This is a genomic window from Lactococcus termiticola, assembly GCF_003116835.1.
GTDB classification, from domain to species: domain Bacteria; phylum Bacillota; class Bacilli; order Lactobacillales; family Streptococcaceae; genus Lactococcus; species Lactococcus termiticola.
The window spans coordinates 100,828-119,401 of sequence record NZ_BFFO01000006.1; the positions used below are offsets into that span (position 1 = coordinate 100,828).

Below are 18,574 nucleotides of genomic sequence, written 5' to 3' on the forward strand. Positions count from 1 at the left end.
GCCTTTTAGCAATGAGACAGCAAAGCTGTCTGCTTGTATCCTCAAAGTGATTTTCAGAATTTCCAGAACGAAACGGCCTCTCCTTCTTTGACTAGACAAAATTCTGCGGCTCACTATCAATAATGACCCGCAAATCCCGGTTTTCCCGCTCTTGGGTCAGGTCAAGGACCTCATTAAGAGCCTCTTCCAGCTCGTCTTCAAAGCGGTATTTGATTAAAAGCTGATAGTGATAGAGGTTGTGGGTCCGGGCGATGGGCTTGGGAATTGGGCCCAGGACCTTGGCCTTATCGGTCAGATGCCCAGCTAAAATTTTTGCAATTTCATAGGATTTCTTGACAGCGACCTGCTCGTCCTTATGAGACACCAGCACCTGCACCGTAAAATAATAAGGCGGATAGGCCAACTTCTGGCGAAAGGCCATCTCTCTAGCGTAGAAGCCCTCATAGTCCTGGGCCTGGGCCAGAGCAATCGCATAGTGGCCCGGATTAAAGGTCTGTATCAAGACCTCGCCCAGCTTGTCAGCCCGACCAGCCCGACCGGCCACCTGCATGAGCAGGTCAAAAGTCCGCTCAGAAGCCCGGAAATCCGGCAGGTTCAGTCCTGTATCGGCATTGATGACACCGACCAGGGTCACATTTGGAAAGTCAAGGCCCTTGGCAATCATCTGGGTCCCCAGCAAAATATCCGCCTTACCCTCACCAAAGTCTGCCAGAATCCGCTCGTGGGCATTCTTAGTCTTGGTCGTGTCGACATCCATCCGGAGGATTTTGACCTCGGGCATGAGGCCTTCTAATTCTTCTTGCACTTTTTGAGTCCCAGAGCCATAGTAGCGAATCTTGCGGGACTGGCAATTCGGGCAGACTTGTGGGATGGCCTCTGTATGGCCACAGTAGTGGCAATTCAGCGTTTTCGTGTCCATGTGCAGGGTCAGTGAAATGTCACAGTTGGGGCATTCGACCACATGGCCACAATCCCGGCACATGACAAAAGAGCTGTAGCCCCGGCGATTGAGCATGAGGATGACCTGTTCCTTGCGTTCTAATTTTTCAGCAATCTTCGCTAAAAGTGGTTTTGAAAAATTAGCCGACGCTTCATTGATCTGGCTCCGCATGTCGATGACTTCGACCTTGGGAAGTAGGGCATCAGGATTGGCCCGCTGGGTCAGAGTCAGAAGCTGGTAGACATCCCGTTGAGCCCGTGCCCGGCTCTCTAAGCTCGGCGTGGCCGACCCCATAACTAGGGCCGCCCCTTGGCGTTTTGCCCGGAGAAGGGCGATGTCTCTAGCATGATAGCGGGGATTGCTATCCTGCTTGTAGCTCGCCTCGTGCTCTTCGTCGATGATGATGACGCCGATATTGGTCAGGGGGACAAAGATCGCTGATCTAGCACCGACGACGACCCTGGCCTCACCAGACCTGATTTTCCGCCATTCATCATATTTTTCCCCGTCAGACAGGCCAGAGTGCATGATGGCGACCTGCTTGCCAAATCTGGCAATGAAGCGGTTGGACATCTGAGGGGTCAGGGAAATCTCAGGGACCAGCATGATGGCAGTCTTGCCTTGCTTGAGAAAATGCTCGATGACCTGGAGGTAGACCTCGGTCTTGCCTGAGCCCGTGATACCTTCAAGCAGGAAGGGGCGACTTCGGTCGCTGATGATGGCCTGAAAGGCAGTGGCCTGCTCAGCGTTCAACTGCTTGGCCTGGTCGGGCTCGACCGCATCAAAGGCGGATTCTAAGCGGTTGACCTCCCGCTCTTCAAGCTTGAGCAGGTCATTGTCGATAAAAAACTTGATGACCTCTCTTGAAAAGGGCAGGTCTTTTTTGCGGATGGGCTCCCTGCCAAGCCCTAGGAACATATCCCTTAATTCCAGCCTTTTCTTCGAGCGATTGCCAAAATCAAAATCAGCTAGCTTGTCTGTCGCAGTCAGCCATTTTTCAGTCTTGCGGTTTTCCTTGGACTTGGCCAGGTAGCGGACGGTCTGCTCGCCGGCCTTGACGGCCTTGAGAGCGGACTGCTGGGCTTCTGGCGAAAGACTAGACCAGAGCTCTTCTGAGCCGTCGTCATGTACCAAGACCTTGTCATAGCTTGAATTAAGCAGATTCGGCAACATGGCCTTCAGGCAGGAAATCTTGTAGGAAAAGACATTATGTCGCATTTCATCTGCCAGCCAGAGTTGCTCTTCGGTCAGGACAGGCTCCAGGTCCAGGACCTCAACGATTTCTTTGAGCTCTCCATTAAAGTCGTCCAAAAAGCCGACGACAAGGCCCTGGACCAGGCGGCCAGCAGACCCAAAAGGGACATGGACCCGCATACCGACCTCAATCAGGCCCGCCAGATGCTCAGGGATTGCATAAGAAAAAGGCTTGTCCGTCTGCATGAGGGGGACATCGACGATGACTTCTGCAATCTTTCGTTCTGAATTTATCATATTCAAATTCTACCATATTCTGGGGCCAGTGAAGCAAATATCCTTCTTTACTTTAGAAAGAGATAAGCTATAAGCCTAATCTTTACTAGCAGAAGGAAAGAAAACTCACCCGCTGTTGTAAAAAGGGCAATTCAGGAGACTTTAGGCTCCCAAATTAGCAGTGGAACGACAAAAAAGAGGAAAGCTTCGCTTTCCTTATCTCAAAACTTCTCTTAGAGAGCTCTGGCCCTCAATGCTCCCCTTGGTCGCATTGCTCACTCAGAGCTCTTTACCAATCAAACTTGCGGCCTTACAACAGCGGGCGAGTTTTATGGACTGGAGCGACTTTATGAGAAACTCCGATATTTTTATTCTTCTTCAGAAGCAGTAGCCTCAGCCTCATCGCCTTCGCCTTCATTAGCTTCTTCAGCCTTAGCGGCCTTTGAAGCCTTGGCTGCCTTGTTCTTTGCTTCTTCTTCAGCTTCTTCCTGCTCGATTTGCTCCTTGATGAGTTTTTCTTCCATCCGGGCGTTCAGGCTGGCAAGCTCCTTCTTCTGGGCCAGGGTTTCACGCTTGGCATCTGGGGCTGGGTGAATGCTGACCCGACCTTCTGCGATTTCTTCCAGGGCTTGAAGCGTAGGTTTTACAGATTGGAAGACCCGTTCCTTGCGTTCTTCTGGAGCCACATAGGCGACACGAGGGTCATTAGGATAGAGCTTAGTTTCCCGCTCCTGGTCACGCAATTCATGGGCCCGCTTGGCTTCAAGCACAACGAGTGAGTATTTAGAGTCCACTGCATCCAACAATTTATCAATAGATGGTTCAAGCATCATAATATTTTACCTCTTTTTTATTTTCTATTCTTATTCTTCAATCATTTGAGCATAGCGGCCCATAACCCGCTCGACACGGAAGTGCTCGGCCTCGATAATCTTCTTGACCCGCTCAGCCGCAAGCTCGACCTCGTCATTGACCACAGCGTAGTCGTATTCATTCATCAGGCGAATCTCTTCACGGGCCTTGGCCAGACGGCTGGCGATGACTTCTTCAGAGTCCGTCCCACGGCCGACCAGGCGTTCCCGGAGTTCTTCTAAATCTGGTGGTGTCAGGAAGACAAAGACGCCATCTGGCACCTTTTCCTTGACCTGCAAGGCCCCTTGGACCTCAATCTCAAGAAAAACATCCTTGCCTTCATCCAGGGTTTGGTTGACATAGGTCAGAGGCGTCCCGTAGTAGTTGCCAACATACTCAGCATACTCCAGCATCTCGCCCTTGCGAATCATGTCCTCAAACTCCTCACGGCTCCGGAAATAGTAATCCTTGCCGTCAACCTCGCCAGGTCGCTGGGGCCGGGTCGTCATTGAGACCGAGTAGTCAAAGTTATTTTCATTTTCAAAGATTTTTGCACGCACCGTGCCTTTTCCTACACCAGAAGGGCCAGAAAAGACAATCAATAAACCACGTTCGGTCATCATATTCTCCTTAGCTTTTCTTATATTTTAACAAACGGATGCTCTGGAAGCTAGTTTTTGTTTTCATAGTTTAATTTTTTGTAACTCGATTGTAACCCTGAAAGTCGTTCCCTTCCAGGATTTTCTGAGCATGCTGCAAGGACGCAAGCAAAGCCTGCGAAGGAGGAAAACTGCGTTTTCCTTATCCCCAGATATTCTTGGAAAGTTCTGGTCCTCAATGCTCCCTGTGGTCGCATCGCTGACTCAGAACTTTTTCCAATAATACATTGCTAGTTCTGAAGCCCTGCGGTCTCCAGGACTCCCTTTTCACAGCTGAGCTAGAAAATCCTTCCGGTCCACTATAGCCTTAATTTCAAAATTTTAAGCTTAGGCCAGGTATTCTAGCTGGTTTCTGGAAATTCGACAGCAAGAAAACAGTGTAGTTCCGAGCTTTCCGAGGCAGGGAATAGTGAAAAAGGCAACTGGCGAGACCTTAGACTCGCCAGTTAGCAATGAAACCGCAAAGCGGTTTGCTTGCGGCCTCACTATTCCCTGTCTCGGAAAGCTCGGAACGCAACGGCTATATTAGACAAAGAAAAAAGCCGGCATCGCCGACTTTTCCTTACTTTGCATAATCAATCGCCCGTGTCTCACGGATCACGGTGACCTTGATATTGCCTGGGTAATCCATTTCATTCTCAATCTTGCTCTTGACATCATGGGCCAGGACGACAATCTGGTCGTCGGTCAGCTTATCGGGCTGTACCATGACACGGATTTCACGGCCGGCTTGGAGGGCAAAGGCTGAATCCACACCCTTGAAGCTGGTAGAAATCGCTTCGAGGTCACGGAGACGCTTGATATAGTTTTCCACGGATTCGCGACGGGCACCAGGCCGGGCTGCACTGAGGGCATCAGCCGCAGCGACGAGAACAGCAATATTACTGTTTGGCTCGGTGTCATTGTGGTGACTGGCGATGGCATTGATAACGACGGGATGTTCCTTATACTTGCGGGCAAGCTCTGTCCCAATCTCGACGTGGCTGCCTTCAACCTCATGGTCAAGCGCCTTACCAATATCATGCAGGAAGCCGGCACGTTTGGCCAAGGCTTCATTTTCGCCCATCTCACCAGCAAGGTTGCCGGCAATCTGTGCCACCTCCACAGAGTGATCCAGGACATTTTGACCATAAGATGTCCGGAAATGCAGACGTCCCATGATCTTCATCAGATCTGGATGGAGGTTGTGGGCTCCGACCTCAAAGGCCGCCTGCTCACCGTACTCACGCATCTTGTGGTCCAGAGCCTTGCGGTTCTTTTCGACCAATTCTTCAATGCGGGCGGGATGAATCCGGCCATCTTGGACCAGCTGCTCCAGTGTCATCCGGGCAATCTCCCGACGGATCGGATCAAAGCCAGAGAGAACTACGGCTTCCGGCGTGTCATCAATGATAACATCAATCCCGGTCAGGGCCTCAAAAGTCCGGATGTTCCGGCCTTCACGACCGATGATCCGACCCTTCATGCTGTCGTCTGGCAGCGTCACAACAGACACGGTCTGCTCTGCCACTGATTCACTTGAAACGCGTTGGATGGCCAGGCTGATGATTTGCTTGGCCTTTTTGTCGGCTTCGTGATTGGCTTTTTCCTCAGAGCTACGGACAATCTGTGCCAGCTCCTTAGTCATGCTTTCACGGGTTTCCGTCAAGAGGAGGCTTCTGGCATCCTCTTGTGAGAGTTGCGCGATGCGCTCCAGCTCCTCACGTTTCTTTGCTTCGACGTCAGCGACTGCTTTCTCGCGGTCATTGAGGGCATTAGTCTTGCTTTCAAGACTTTCTTCTTTAGAATCTAAGTTTTTTTCCTTACGCGTGAGACTGTCGTCCCTGCGGTCTAAGATTTCTTCACGTTGTTTTAAGCGTTGTTCCGTCTCCTTAAACTCTTGGCGTTCTTGCTTAAACTCATCTTCTATGTCACGACGTTGTTGCTGCTCTTCTTCTTTTAGCGTGAGCCGGGCCTCTTTTTTGAAGGCCTCAGCATCACGTTTCAGCGAATCTGCATCACGTTGTGCTTGTGTTAAAAGCTCATTTGCCTTATTTTCAGCCGATTTGATCAACGAATCTGCATCACGCTGATTCTGCTTCACTTTTTGGCCAAATAAGAAAAAGGCAATTCCTAATACGATCAATAATACAGCGAGAATAATGATAATAACGATCATTTATTCTCCTTAATGTTCTATTGTTCAACGGAATTTTCAAAGAAAACTCCAACTGACATTATAGCATTTATGTAAGCATTTTACAAGGTGGCTTTTATAAGCTTAAACTGTATAGACCCAGATAGGCTCATATGATAAAAACCAGGTCCAAAGCCTGGTTTTACTAGCTTAGCGCCCATAATAATAGGCCTGCTCCAAATTCTTATAATCCGCATTATTCACTTCTGAACCAGCAAGTGCCCAGTCAGCACCGACCGTCTTTGAAAGGCTGAGTGTCGCTCCTGTGGACTTCTTAGCCTTGAGCTCGCCGAGAAGCTTAGGAATCTGGCCAAAGGTATAGGCATTGAGCTCGGCCTGCTTGTCGGCCTTCAGGACCAGATTGCCCGAATTATCTGGGTCAAAACTGCTGTCAGGCTGGCCGTCGACCCAGTCCTGCTGGGTCTTGTCAAAGCTGATATCCGTAAAATGAATGGTCGATGGCTTCAGCTCGACCTGCATGAAGGTCGGATAGAGGACCTTGAGCTGGTAGTCCGTCTTGGCTTTGGCCTTATTGGCCACCATCATGCCCTTGACTGCCGTAGCCGCCTCTTCCTTGGTCATGGTAATGTCTTTGGCCGTGCCATTAAAGAGTTTCAAACTCTTATAATAATCGGTACCCGCCTTGGTAAAGGCTTCTTCAGCCTTCTTAAAATTGGCATTGGTCGTGTCAGCCCCTAAAAAGGCAGCGGCCACATAGTCATTTGCGACTTGCAGGGCCTGGTCTTGCCCCTTGGCAAGGCCTGACATATCTAACTTGCCAGCTTCATTCTTGTCATAGACGAGGTCATAGCTTTCCTTGGTGTTGACCTCAAAGGTCAGGTAGGCCTGATAGAGCTGGCCAGACTTGAGGTTCTGCTTGGTCAGTGTCTGGTAGGACTTGCCATCTTTCGACTTGAGGTCAGTGACTGCCAGCTTATTGCCAGCCTTGTCTTTCAATGAAAAGTCTGATGCAGAGATGGCCTTGAGACCGTCTTTTTTAGGATTTTGTACTGTGACTTCAACAGCGATAAACTCTTGATTTTCCTTGGCTTGCTTGTCATCCGAGAAAATCGGAGTCGCCGCCCCATAGCTGATTTTGACTTCTTCTGTGACCTGGGAGCTAGTACTCGTACTTGTGGCAGGTTTCACTTCTGCCTTGTGCTTGCCACAGGCCGTCATCAGGCTAAGACTGGCTAAAATGGTCAGTCCTATCATTAGTTTTTTATACATAGTCTAATTATAACAAACCAGCTGAATTTGGCAATAAGAAAAGCCTCTGTATTCAGCAGAAGCCCTTGCTTAAAGCTCAACGATTTCGCCGGAATTAAGATAGACAATCCATTCACAGAGGTTGATGGCATAGCCTGTAATACGTTCTAGGTAGACAAGAGTCATCAAGTATTCTTTCCCTGTAGGAATAGTCTCTGTGTTGTCTTTCATAGCATCCAAAATCTTGCTCTGGATTTCGCTTGACATGTTTTTTACGGTCGTGTTTTGCTCAGCAATCTCACGGGCCCGCTTGTCATTGCCCTGGATATAGGCATTGAGTGAGGCATCGACGACAGATTTGACCTTTTCTCCGAGGAGAGAGATGTCTTCTTCAGCCACACTGATGCGTTCTTCGCCCTTGAGGCTGATGGTCGCCTTGGCAATAGAAGCCACGTGGTCACCCATCCGCTCGAGGTCAGATGAGGCCTTGAGGACTGTGATGATGGTCCGCAGGTCGCTTGATACCGGCTGTTGCAGAGCAATCATTTCCAGCGACTTGATTTCAAGCTTGGTTTCAAGGTCGTTGATTTGCTTGTCAGTCGCAATGACTTCTTCTGCCAGCTCACGGTCATGGCTGACAAATGAGCGAACTGCCTTGTTCAGCTGGGCTGAGACCTGGGTTCCCATTGAGTAAAATTGATTGTGGAGCTTGTTGAGTTCTTCTTCAAATTGTGTACGTAACATGTTTTCTCCTTTTTACGAGGATAATTGGAAAGCAAAGCCCTGCTTTGCCTATCTGATAGATTAATTGCTCACTTTAATCGCAATTAACAATTAACCGAATTTACCAGCGATATAGTCTTCAGTCTCCTGCTTTTGCGGGTCCAGGAAGATTTTCTTGGTATCATCCATTTCAATGAGGTCGCCATTGAGCATGAAGGCAGTCCGGTCTGAAATCCGGGAAGCCTGTTGCATGCTGTGGGTGACCATGATGAGTGTATAGTCCTTCTTGAGTTCGAGCAGGGTTTCTTCAATCCGGCCGGCTGAAATCGGGTCAAGGGCTGATGTCGCCTCATCAAGCAGGATAATGTCAGGGTTGACCGCCAAAACACGTGCGATACAAACCCGTTGCTGTTGACCACCAGAGAGGCCGAGGGCTGACTTGTGGAGGTCGTCCTTGACCTCATCCCAGATGTTGGCTGCCTTGAGTGAGTTTTCAACCACTTCATCGAGCAAGGCCTTGTCCTTCACGCCTTTGAGGCGGAGGCCATAGACCACATTTTCATAAATGGAAAAGGGGAAGGGATTAGGCTGCTGGAAGACCATGCCGATTTCCTTGCGGAGATCGACCGTGTCGATTTTAGGGCTATACATGTTCTTGCCCTTGTACATGATGGCACCAGTGATGGTCACGGTTGAAATCAGGTCATTCATCCGGTTGATCGACCGCAAGAGGGTTGACTTCCCACATCCTGACGGGCCAATGAGGGCCGTGATTTCATTGGGATAGAAATCCATCGTGATATTGTTTAAGGCTTTTTTCTTGCCATAGTAGAGCGAGAGATCGCTTACTGATAAAATTGCTTCTTTTGTCATAATTTCCTTATCCAAAGTGTCCTGAAACATAGTCTTCTGTAGCTTTCAGTTGAGATTGTGTGAAAATCTTAGAAGTCTCATCAAACTCAATCAAGTCGCCATTGTAGAAGAAGGCTGTATAGTCAGAGACACGTGAGGCCTGTTGCATATTGTGGGTGACGATGATAATCGTATAGTCTTTCTTCAACTCTGTCATCGTCTCTTCGATTTGCATGGTTGAAATCGGGTCAAGGGCTGAAGCTGGTTCATCCATAAGGATGATTTCAGGCTTCATAGAGAGGGCACGGGCGATACAGAGACGCTGTGCCTGACCACCTGACATGGCCAAGGCTGATTTATTCAGGTCGTCTTTAACCTGGTCCCAGAGGGCCGCCTGCTTGAGCGAAGTCTCTACAATTTCATCGAGCTTCTTCTTGTCCCGGACACCTTCACGGCGGTGGACAAAGGCGATGTTCTCGTAGATGGATTTAGGGAAGGGATTAGGACGTTGGAAGACCATGCCGATTTGCTTGCGGACCTCGTAGACATTGACCTTAGGGTCGTTGATATTGACCCCTTCGTACATGATGTTGCCGGTCACCCGGGCTCCATCAATCGTGTCGTTCATCCGGTTGAGGGCACGCAGGTAGGTCGATTTCCCAGAACCTGAAGGGCCAATCAGTGCAGAGACCTTATTTTTAGGGAATTGCATGGAAACCCCATGAATTGCCTCTTTAGTTTCATTGTAGAAGACGCGGATGTCATCCGTTGACAGGGCAATATCCTGGTCAAATGTGATGATATGACGCTCATTCCAGTCATATGTTGCCATAAAATTTATTTCCTTTAATTAGTTTCCTGATGTCAATTTCTTGTGAATCCGGCGTCCAAGGAAGCGGGCTCCCAGGTTGAAGAGGAGGACGAAGATAATCAAGACTGCAGATGCACCAGCTGAGATTTGTGTCGCTGTAGAGATGGTTCCTTCAGTGTTAAGGGCCCAGATATGTACTGCGAGGGTTTCAGCTGGTCTAAAGAGTGACAATGGTGACGTGATTGCCATCGGGTTCCAGTTGGCCCAGTCAATCGGCAGGTTGGTCTGACCGGCTGTGTAAATCAGGGCAGCGGCCTCACCGAAGACACGACCAGATGAGAGGATGACCCCTGTGATAATCCCAGGGACAGCAGCAGGCAGAATGACCTGTGTTGCGGTCTCCCACTTCGACAGGCCAAGGGCCAGGCCACCTTCACGCTGGATGGTCGGAATGGCCCGCAGGCTTTCTTCGACATTACGGGTCATCAATGGCAAGTTGAATACGGTCAGAGCCAAGGCCCCTGAGATGACTGAGAAGCCCATGCCAAATTGGAGGACAAAGAGGAGCATCCCGAAAAGACCGACAACGATAGAAGGCAGTGAGCTCAGGACTTCAATGGCTGTCCGAACAAACCCTGTCAGCCAGTGCTTTTGATTGGCATATTCGCTGAGGTAGATGCCGGCACCCAGTGACAATGGCACTGAAATAATCAGGGTCACAATCAAGAGGTAGACCGAGTTAAAGAGTTGGACGGCAATCCCGCCACCTGTCAAAGGGTCAGAAGCTGTCGTGATGAACTGCCATGAAACATAAGGCAGGCCCTTGACCAAAATGAAAATCAGGAGGAAGGCTAGAATAGCGACGATAATCGCTGACAGAACATAGAGGACGCCTGTCGCTAATTTATCAGAACGTTTTGCATTCATTATTTCAGACTTCCTTTCTTAGCGATGGCACGCATGATGAGGTTGAAAACAAGTGACATCAGGAGCAAGAGTAGGGCAAGCGACCAGAGGGCATTGAGCTGAATCCCTGGTGTTGCGTTTGGAATGCCTGAAGTAAGGATTGATGTCAGGGTTGAAGCTGGTGAAATCAGGTTTTTTGGCATGGTAACTGCATTACCGACAACCATCTGCACGGCCAGGGCTTCACCGAAGGCACGGGCCATCCCGAAAATCACGGCGGTCAGAATCCCTGGTGTTGCAGCCCGAAGAAGGACACGCCAGATGGTCTGCCAGCGGGTCGCACCAAGGCCGAGTGAGGCTTCACGGTAGTGGCCAGGCACAGCCTTGAGGGCATCGACCGTCATCGAAGTTACCGTCGGCAGGATCATAACAAAGAGGACAAAGACACCTGAAAGCAGGCCAAGTCCAGTCCCGCCAAAGGCCCCACGAATCAGGGGGACGATGACTGTCAAACCGATAAAACCATAGACAACAGAAGGAATACCGACTAGGAGCTCGATGACCGGTTGAAGAATCTTAGAGCCGTATTTTGGCGAGATTTCTGTCATGTAGATCCCAGCACCGATTGCAAACGGAGTCGCAATCAAGGCTGAGAGAATCGTAACGATGAGCGAGCCTGAGAACATCGGTAGGGCACCGACGGCTGGCTTGCCATCAGGACCGATAGAGCCTGGCATCCAGTTGGTCCCAAAGAGGAAGTTCAGCGGATTTACGCCATTTACGAAGAAGGTCGAAAGGCCCTTTTCAGCAACAAAGACCAGAATCAATCCGACCACAAAAACAATCAGTGCAATGCACAAGAAGGTCAATGTCTTACCGAATTTTTCTAGTCTTGAATTTTTTGAGCTAGATAAGAGTTTATCTCTAAGTTTTGAGTTTTCCATACATCCCTTTTTTAATAAAAGTTTTTATTTAATACGACTGATTTTTCCGTCAGCTGAGCGGTCTACCTTCATCTCAGCCATTGGGATATAGCCGAGTTTTTTCAAGCTTGCAGTATCTGCCTTCACATAGTCAATAAAATTCTCTTCGATTTTATTGTCCTGCTTTTTGTTGGTGTACATGTGCTCATAAGACCAGATTTTCCACTTGTTGGTCTGGACATTGGCATCGCTCGGAGCCACACCATCAACAGAAAGGGCCTTCACACCAGGCTTTGCCTTGTATGAGAAGGAGACATAGCTGATGGCACCAGGCGTCTGGCTCAGTAACTGGACAACAGAGCCTGAGGCATCTTGGCTTGGGCCATTGACCTCGGTTGCCCCATTGAGGGCATACTTGTCAAAGTTGACCCGGGTCCCTGAACCTGCCGTACGACCAATCACGGTGATGGCCAGATCTGGGCCGCCGACTTCCTTCCAGTTTTTGACCTTGCCTGTAAAGACATCGACCAACTGCTGCTTGCTCAAATTCTTGATGTCCAACTTGCTGTTGACAATAGGGGCAAAACCGATGGCTGCCACCTTATGGTCAGTGATTTTTTTAACATCAATCCCTGATTTTTCTTCAGCAAAGATGTCTGAATTTCCAATTTGGAAGGAGCCCGCAGCAACCTGGGCCAATCCCACACCAGAACCGCCCCCTTGGACAGTAATGATGCTATTGGAATGCACCTTCATGTAATCTAAAGAAGAACGTTCAACCAGGGGTTGAAGAGCGGTTGAGCCACCCGCTGTGACTTGCTTAGCACCCGTGCTACAAGCAGCGAGAAGCGTCATGCTTGAAGCTGCTAGAATCGCCATAAAAATTTTCTTTTTCATAGCTTAATTATAGCATATTCACCAGCTAAAATGAGAATAGATAACAAATTTTAGGGGCCTATAATGGGAAGGACTCGCCGATCTTCTAAAGACCGGCGAGTCCTTGCTTTTAAGGTATTTTACTTGTTGCTTACTTTACCAGCAGCATCACGTTCTACCTTCATATCAGAAACGGCGATGTAGCCAAGCTTCTTGATGGTTGCTTTATCTTCTGAGACGTACTTGATGAATTCTTTCTCAGCCTTGTTTTCCTTGTCTTTGTTGACATACATATGTTCGTAAGACCAAACCTTCCAGTCGTTCTTTTGAACATTTTCTTCAGTTGGCTTCACACCATCCAGACTCAAAGGCTTGATGTCCTTGCTGTTGTTCATGTAAGAGAAGGCAACGTATGAGATGGCACCAGGTGTTTGACCTACAAGTGTCACGACTGAACCTGAAGCATCCTGTGTAGGACCGTCAACTTCTGTCGCTCCACCAAGTGCAAGCTTGTCGAAGTTCACACGAGTCCCTGAGCCGGCTGTACGGCCAACCACGGTAATCTTTTGGTCATCTCCGCCAACTTCCTTCCAGTTGGTAATTTTACCAGTGAAGATGTCTGTTAGCTGTTTTGAAGTCAGGTTTTCAACCTTGATTTTAGAGTTGACGATTGGGGCGAAACCAACAACCGCAACCTTGTTATCTTCAATCTTGCTAGCGTCTACACCAGATTTTTCTTCTGCGAAGATGTCTGAGTCACCGATTTGGAAAGAACCTTGTGAGACTTGAGTCAAGCCAACACCTGATCCACCACCTTGGACAGTGATTTGAACGCCAGTATTTTTAGCCATGAATTCAGTAGATGCTTGTTGAACCATTGGTTGGAGGGCAGTTGATCCACCGGCGATGATCTTGCCTGAGAGGGCAGCTCCTGAGCCAGTAGATGATGAAGATGAATTGCTATTGCCACATGCAGCAAGTGTCAAAAGGGCAGCTCCGGCAACGAGTCCAGCAATGATTTTTTTCTTTTTCATGGTTATCTTTTCTCCGATAATTTCTAAATAATTTTTGCAAACTTTTTGCTTACAAAATAATTCTAACACGGAAAAAGGAGGTCAAATGTAAACAGTTTGTAAATAGTTGGTAAATGGCTTGTTTACATTTGAGTTTTTCTACTGTTCACAGCCCTGGAAACACCTTACAAATAGTGATTCAGCTTGAATAAATCTCGCCCCTTCCTTTTTCCCGAGGCAAGCAAAAAAGCTGCCTAACGGCAACTTTCTCTTTCTATCTAATCCTCCGGCCTCTCCCAATTTCTCCGCAAGCTAAACTTCTCCGGCACCAAATCATAACCCGGCTCACAAAAAGGATGACAGCGTAAAATCCGGGCAGTGCCCATGGCGATGCCTTTGGTTGCCCCGTGCTTTTGGATGGCTTGAATCATGTAGTTGGAGCAGGTGGGGTAGTATCTGCAGGCGGGAGGCAGGATTGGTGAGATCCAGCGCTGGTAGCCTTTGACGGATTTGACGAGGATTTTTTTCATTAATTAGAGGATTTCCAAAATATCTTGTGTCATGAGTTCTGGGGCAAGGCGGTAGCGTTTGTAGAGCTCAGCGACTGGGACGATGTCGTTAAATTCCTTGTCAGCCCCGTAATTCAGGACTTTGACATCTTTTGAGCCCAGGTAGCTGGCAATCTTTTGACCAAAACCGCCGTCAAGCACGCCGTCTTCCAACGTGACGATGACCTTGTGGCTTTCTGACAGCTCGTCCAACATCTTCTTGTCCAGACTGCTGATAAACAGAGGATTGATGAGGCTTGCATTGATGTCGTGCTTGGCCAGCTCTTCAGCGACCTTTTCTGCATGAGAATAAAGTCCGCCAAGGCCGATGAGGGCGACATCTTGACCTGACTTAATCATATCATATTGGGCTTGATTAAAGCTTGTGATATGGGCCGGCCGGCTTTCAACACCGTGTTCTGGAATGTTGATGACAACAGGGCCATCTTGATAGGTCATTGACCAATCGAGCATGGCGAGGAGCTCTTCTTCGCTGGTTGGTGCGAGATAGGTGATGTTAGGGATATTTGAAATCCATCCCCGGGCAAAGTCACCCTGGTGGGTCTTGTCAGAATTTGAAATCACATCACCCTTGATGAAGACCACTGCAGGTTCCTTGTTGATGGCCAGGTCATGGACGAACTGGTCAAAGGCCCGTTGGACAAAGGTAGAATTGTGGAAGATAAAGCTCTTTGCTCCTGCTAAGGCCGCTGCCCCACCAAAAGTGATGGTGAATTGTTCAGCAATGCCGGCATCCCAATAGTTCTTAGGATATTTATTAGCAAAAGTCTTGAGGTCGTAGGCACCTGGGATGGCGGCGTTGATGGCCAAAATAGGCTGGCCTGCCTGCATCTGCTGGTCCATGTAGTCCATGAGGATGCTGCTGTAAGACTTGCCTGAAGGCTTGTTCTTGAGCTCGCCAGTTTCCAGGTCAAAGGCGGCACGCCAGTGCCAGTGCTCTTTGTCGTTGGTAGCGATGTCGTAACCGTGGCCTTTTTCAGTGTGAATATGGAGGACGATTGGATGGTCAATGTCCTTGACTTCTTCAAAGAGGGCCGTCAGTTTTTCGATGTCATTGCCTTCTTCGAGGTACTTGTAGTCGAGGCCAAAGGCCTTGAAGAGATTTTTTTCAGCTTGGCCATTGCTTTCACGGAGTTTGGCAAGTTCACGGTAGAGGCCACCGTGGTTTTCAGCGATTGACATTTCATTATCATTGAAAATCAAGATAAAATTGCCATCAAAGTCGCCAGCGTTGTTGATGGCCTCGAGGGCCAGACCGCCTGAGAGGGAGCCATCGCCGAGGATGGCGATGACATTGCCCTTGTCGCCAGTGAGGTCACGAGCCTTGGCATAACCCAGGGCGTTAGCAACTGAGGTCGAAGTGTGGCCGACCGTAAAGAAGTCGTGCTCAGACTCGTCTTGACTGGTGTAAGGGGTAATATCATGGAAGTGGCCGTCTGTAAAGCCATGCTTGCGACCGGTCAAAATCTTGTGGGGATAGGTCTGGTGGCTGACATCCCAGATAAACTTGTCAACCGGGCTGTTGAAGACCTTGTGGAGGGCGATGGTCATCTCTGTTACACCCAGGTTTGGACCCACGTGACCACCGACATTGCTGACCTTGTAGAGGACAGCTTCATTGATTTCTTTGGCAAGAGCCTTAAGCTCTTCCTTTGTCAGGCCTTTGAGGTTTTTAGGTTCATTTACTTTTTCTAATACTGACATCATTTTCTCCTTTTTTAATACAAAAAACATTCTACAACTTTCGTTATAAAATGTCATAAATTAGAATTATTTTTTGATTGGTTGGTGCCGTTGCTTTTATGACGGGGTTTTCGTTCCGCTGTCGGCGGGCCAGTTTCTGCCCTGGGAAGGAAAGCAAGGCTTTCCACCTTGCCTAGGGCTTCCTTCCTAGATTTGAAGCCCTCATGTCTTAAAATCTGCCTTACTCAGGGCTGAATCCGGCCCACCGACAGCTACACTCCTTAGCACTTGTATTGTCTACTATTGTTAATGTATTTAGTGCAGTGTAAGCCTTCAGGCATAATACTGTGTAAAAAGGCAAAATCTGAGACCTTTAGGGCTCAGATTTTAGCAATGAAACCGAAGGTTTGCTTGCGGCCACACCGTATTATGCCTGAAGGCTTACACAGAACGGCTTCATCAAAGTACCCCTACTTCTCCAAGCGCAAGCGAATATTAAACCTCGTCCCCTTCGGATGATTATCCTCGACCGAGACCTTGCCCTTATAAGCATCCACAATCTGCTTGGCGAGCGACAAACCAAGGCCTAGGCCGCCCTTCTGTCGGGTTCTGGCCTTGTCGACCCGGTAGAAGCGGTCAAAGACCTTCTTCTTGTCCTGGTCTGAGATGCCTTCTCCATTATCGGAAACAATGATATTGAGCTGGTTGTTGAGCTTTTGCACGCTGATTTTGACTTCGCCGTCATCATCTGTATATTTGAGGGCATTGTCAAAGAGGATGGTCATGAGTTGCTTGGTTAGGGCCTGGTCAAGCATGATGTTTTCGTCCAGGTCAACCTGGCCTGAAAACTGCTTGCCGGCGTTTTCTGCGAGCATCTCATAATTGGCAAAGAGGCTCTTAAAGAAGGGGAGACCCGTCTCTTCGGGCTCAATCTTGATGCCAGAATCCCGGCGGGCCAAGTTCAGAAGATTGCTCGTCAAAAGTCGCATGTTGCGAACTTCCTGAAGGCTCTCAGAAATATTTTCCGACTCATCGAGGATGGTCGCATTGGGATTCTGAAAGAGGAGCTCTAAGCGATTTTGCAAAATAGCAAGCGGTGTCCTCAGCTCATGGCTGGCATTTTCCACAAAGGATTTTTGCCGTTCAAAGGCCGCAACAACAGGCCGTCTAGTCCAAGCTGCCAGATAAAGACTGGCCATGATAGAGAGAAGCCAGAAGATGACCATGGTCGTGATGATGATAAAACGAGAGCGTTGCAGGCCTTCTTGGAGCTGGTCGACATTGCTGAAAATCTGCATGTAGGCCCAACTGCTGTTGCCGTTGGTATCGACCTGTGTCACATTGAGCGTCAGGTAGCGATAGTGGTAGTTGCCTCCGTATGAGCTAGGCACCGAGAGCATGCGGATACTGCCGACGGCCGACGGGTCAAAGTGAACTGCCTTTTCCAGCTGGACGCTGGAGATTTCAGGCAGGCCGGCGTTGTTGTCCCGGTTGGCATCTGTCGTGGATTCGTCTTGACTTTTTGGGTAAATCAGCTTGCCTGCCGCATCATAAATCAGGATGCTATTGGTCGGGCCAAAATTCCCAGGATGGGGCGAATTGGTCATATTGGAGCTCATTTGATTGCCCTCGACGAGTTGCGACAAGAGCGGGCTCTGAGCCAGGTTTCTCAGGTTTTGGTCAGTTGACTTGTAAATCCCCGTTGCCAGAATATTTAAGATGATGCTGGTCAAGACAAAGAAGATGATTGAGAAGGCGACAAAAAAATGCAGGAAGTTCTTCCCGTCATTTCTCTTAAAAATTCTCGTTTTTATATTTTTAACGTTTAGTTTCATGTGAGTCACGCAGAATCCTTGCTTAACGCAGGATGTAGCCTACATTTCTAAGGGTTGCCAGGTTGTTGTAGAAGTCACTGCCTCGCAGTTTTTTCCGCATTTTAGACATGTAGACTTCGACGACCGTCAGGGTCGTATCGGAATCATAGCCCCAGATCCGGTCAAAGATTTGTTCTTTAGGCAGGATGACATTTTGGTTTTGGAGGAAATAAACCAGGAGGTCAAACTCCTTACCGATGAGCTCGACAGGCTCTCCGTCGACCGTGACCGCCTTATTTGACAGGTTGAGCTTGAGGTTGCCATAGCTCATACTGTTATCATCTTCGAGCTTGCCTGTCCGCTTGAGCAAGGCCTGGATCCGGGCCTTTAGTTCATCGAGATAGAAAGGCTTGGTCAGATAATCATCTGCCCCGATTTCAAAGCCATGCATCTTGTCGTCCAGGCTTTCCTTGGCGGTCATAATCAGGACCGGCGTGTCGACCTTTTGGGCACGGAGCTCTTTTAAGACTTCAAAACCGTCTTTTTCAGGTAACATCAGGTCCAAAAGCACGATGTCATAGATGCCAAGTGAGGCTTCGTAGAGGCCTTCTGAGCCATCAAAAACCTGTTTTACCTCTGCAAATGACTTCAAGAAGTCATAGACTGATTTAGATAGAGATAAGTCATCTTCTACGAGCAAAATTTTAATCATCGTACCATCCATCCTTTATTCCTATTTGGCGGGCTTAACACGCCTCCCTTTCAATTATTTTACACTATTATCGTCTTTTTTGCTTGCTCTAAGCTTAGGTGAAACTTAGGTGAAACTTAGGCCGTCTACCACTCTCTTTCCATCTCAGAGCAATTCGACCTGAAAAGTAAAAATCCGAGATCCTTAGGCCTCAGATTTTGGCTCTATAATAAATCGTGTGGGAAATGTCCCACACGATTTTTTCTTGCAAAAGAAAAAGCTTATCTCTAAGATATAAGTAACCACACAAATACCGAAAGAAAGATAAGATTTATGTTTGATTCTATCATGAAAGAATATCAATTACAAGAGAAATACTGGCATTGTGAGGAGACCTCACCTGTAAA

At 48.4% G+C, this 18,574-nt stretch carries 16 protein-coding genes; all 16 read right to left on the reverse strand.

Translation table 11 applies throughout. The annotated features are described in order from the left end of the window. Positions 1-91 precede the first annotated feature (91 nt). Positions 92-2,431, reverse strand: a complete 2,340-nt coding sequence (locus NtB2_RS05805) for a primosomal protein N' (RefSeq protein ID WP_109246002.1) — start codon at positions 2,429-2,431, stop codon at positions 92-94. A 347-nt stretch (positions 2,432-2,778) separates the two neighbouring features. After that, a complete protein-coding gene (gene rpoZ / locus NtB2_RS05810; RefSeq protein WP_109246003.1) occupies positions 2,779-3,243 on the reverse strand; it encodes a DNA-directed RNA polymerase subunit omega in 465 nt (154 codons plus the stop codon). A 30-nt stretch (positions 3,244-3,273) separates the two neighbouring features. Next, entirely contained in the window at positions 3,274-3,882 is a 609-nt protein-coding gene (gene gmk, locus NtB2_RS05815; protein ID WP_109246021.1) for a guanylate kinase, read from the reverse strand. 601 nt (positions 3,883-4,483) lie between these two features. Next, the gene (gene rny, locus NtB2_RS05820) at positions 4,484-6,079 is read right to left on the reverse strand and encodes a ribonuclease Y (protein ID WP_109246004.1); all 1,596 of its coding nucleotides are present in this window, start codon (positions 6,077-6,079) and stop codon (positions 4,484-4,486) included. A 168-nt stretch (positions 6,080-6,247) separates the two neighbouring features. Continuing rightward, positions 6,248-7,327 carry a DUF4352 domain-containing protein gene (locus NtB2_RS05825; protein WP_109246005.1) on the reverse strand — a complete coding sequence of 360 codons (1,080 nt, stop codon included), beginning with the start codon at positions 7,325-7,327 and terminating at the stop codon, positions 6,248-6,250. Between the two features lie 69 nt (positions 7,328-7,396). After that, entirely contained in the window at positions 7,397-8,050 is a 654-nt protein-coding gene (gene phoU / locus NtB2_RS05830) for a phosphate signaling complex protein PhoU (protein ID WP_109246006.1), read from the reverse strand. Positions 8,051-8,140: 90 nt separating this feature from the next. Continuing rightward, positions 8,141-8,902, reverse strand: coding sequence for a phosphate ABC transporter ATP-binding protein PstB (gene pstB / locus NtB2_RS05835; protein WP_109246022.1), 762 nt, complete (start codon positions 8,900-8,902; stop codon positions 8,141-8,143). Between the two features lie 7 nt (positions 8,903-8,909). Then, a complete protein-coding gene (pstB, locus tag NtB2_RS05840) occupies positions 8,910-9,713 on the reverse strand; it encodes a phosphate ABC transporter ATP-binding protein PstB (protein ID WP_109246007.1) in 804 nt (267 codons plus the stop codon). Between the two features lie 18 nt (positions 9,714-9,731). After that, entirely contained in the window at positions 9,732-10,619 is an 888-nt protein-coding gene (pstA, locus tag NtB2_RS05845; RefSeq protein ID WP_109246008.1) for a phosphate ABC transporter permease PstA, read from the reverse strand. Continuing rightward, positions 10,619-11,542, reverse strand: coding sequence for a phosphate ABC transporter permease subunit PstC (pstC, locus tag NtB2_RS05850; RefSeq protein ID WP_109246009.1), 924 nt, complete (start codon positions 11,540-11,542; stop codon positions 10,619-10,621). The genes pstA and pstC overlap by 1 nt, the downstream gene beginning before the upstream one ends. A 24-nt stretch (positions 11,543-11,566) precedes the next feature. After that, complete coding sequence (locus tag NtB2_RS05855; protein WP_109246010.1) at positions 11,567-12,418, reverse strand: phosphate ABC transporter substrate-binding protein PstS family protein; 852 nt, start codon at positions 12,416-12,418, stop codon at positions 11,567-11,569. Between the two features lie 119 nt (positions 12,419-12,537). Next, positions 12,538-13,431: a PstS family phosphate ABC transporter substrate-binding protein gene (locus tag NtB2_RS05860; protein ID WP_109246011.1), complete on the reverse strand. Its 894-nt coding sequence runs from the start codon at positions 13,429-13,431 to the stop codon at positions 12,538-12,540. A 257-nt stretch (positions 13,432-13,688) separates the two neighbouring features. After that, on the reverse strand, positions 13,689-13,940 hold the full coding sequence (yidD, locus tag NtB2_RS05865; RefSeq protein WP_109246012.1) for a membrane protein insertion efficiency factor YidD: 252 nt from the start codon (positions 13,938-13,940) through the stop codon (positions 13,689-13,691). Positions 13,941-13,943: 3 nt separating this feature from the next. Then, the gene (locus tag NtB2_RS05870) at positions 13,944-15,683 is read right to left on the reverse strand and encodes a 1-deoxy-D-xylulose-5-phosphate synthase (RefSeq protein WP_109246013.1); all 1,740 of its coding nucleotides are present in this window, start codon (positions 15,681-15,683) and stop codon (positions 13,944-13,946) included. A 449-nt stretch (positions 15,684-16,132) separates the two neighbouring features. Continuing rightward, positions 16,133-17,497, reverse strand: coding sequence for a sensor histidine kinase (locus NtB2_RS05875; protein WP_109246014.1), 1,365 nt, complete (start codon positions 17,495-17,497; stop codon positions 16,133-16,135). 22 nt (positions 17,498-17,519) lie between these two features. Next, the gene (locus tag NtB2_RS05880; RefSeq protein ID WP_225867054.1) at positions 17,520-18,188 is read right to left on the reverse strand and encodes a response regulator transcription factor; all 669 of its coding nucleotides are present in this window, start codon (positions 18,186-18,188) and stop codon (positions 17,520-17,522) included. Positions 18,189-18,574 lie beyond the last annotated feature (386 nt).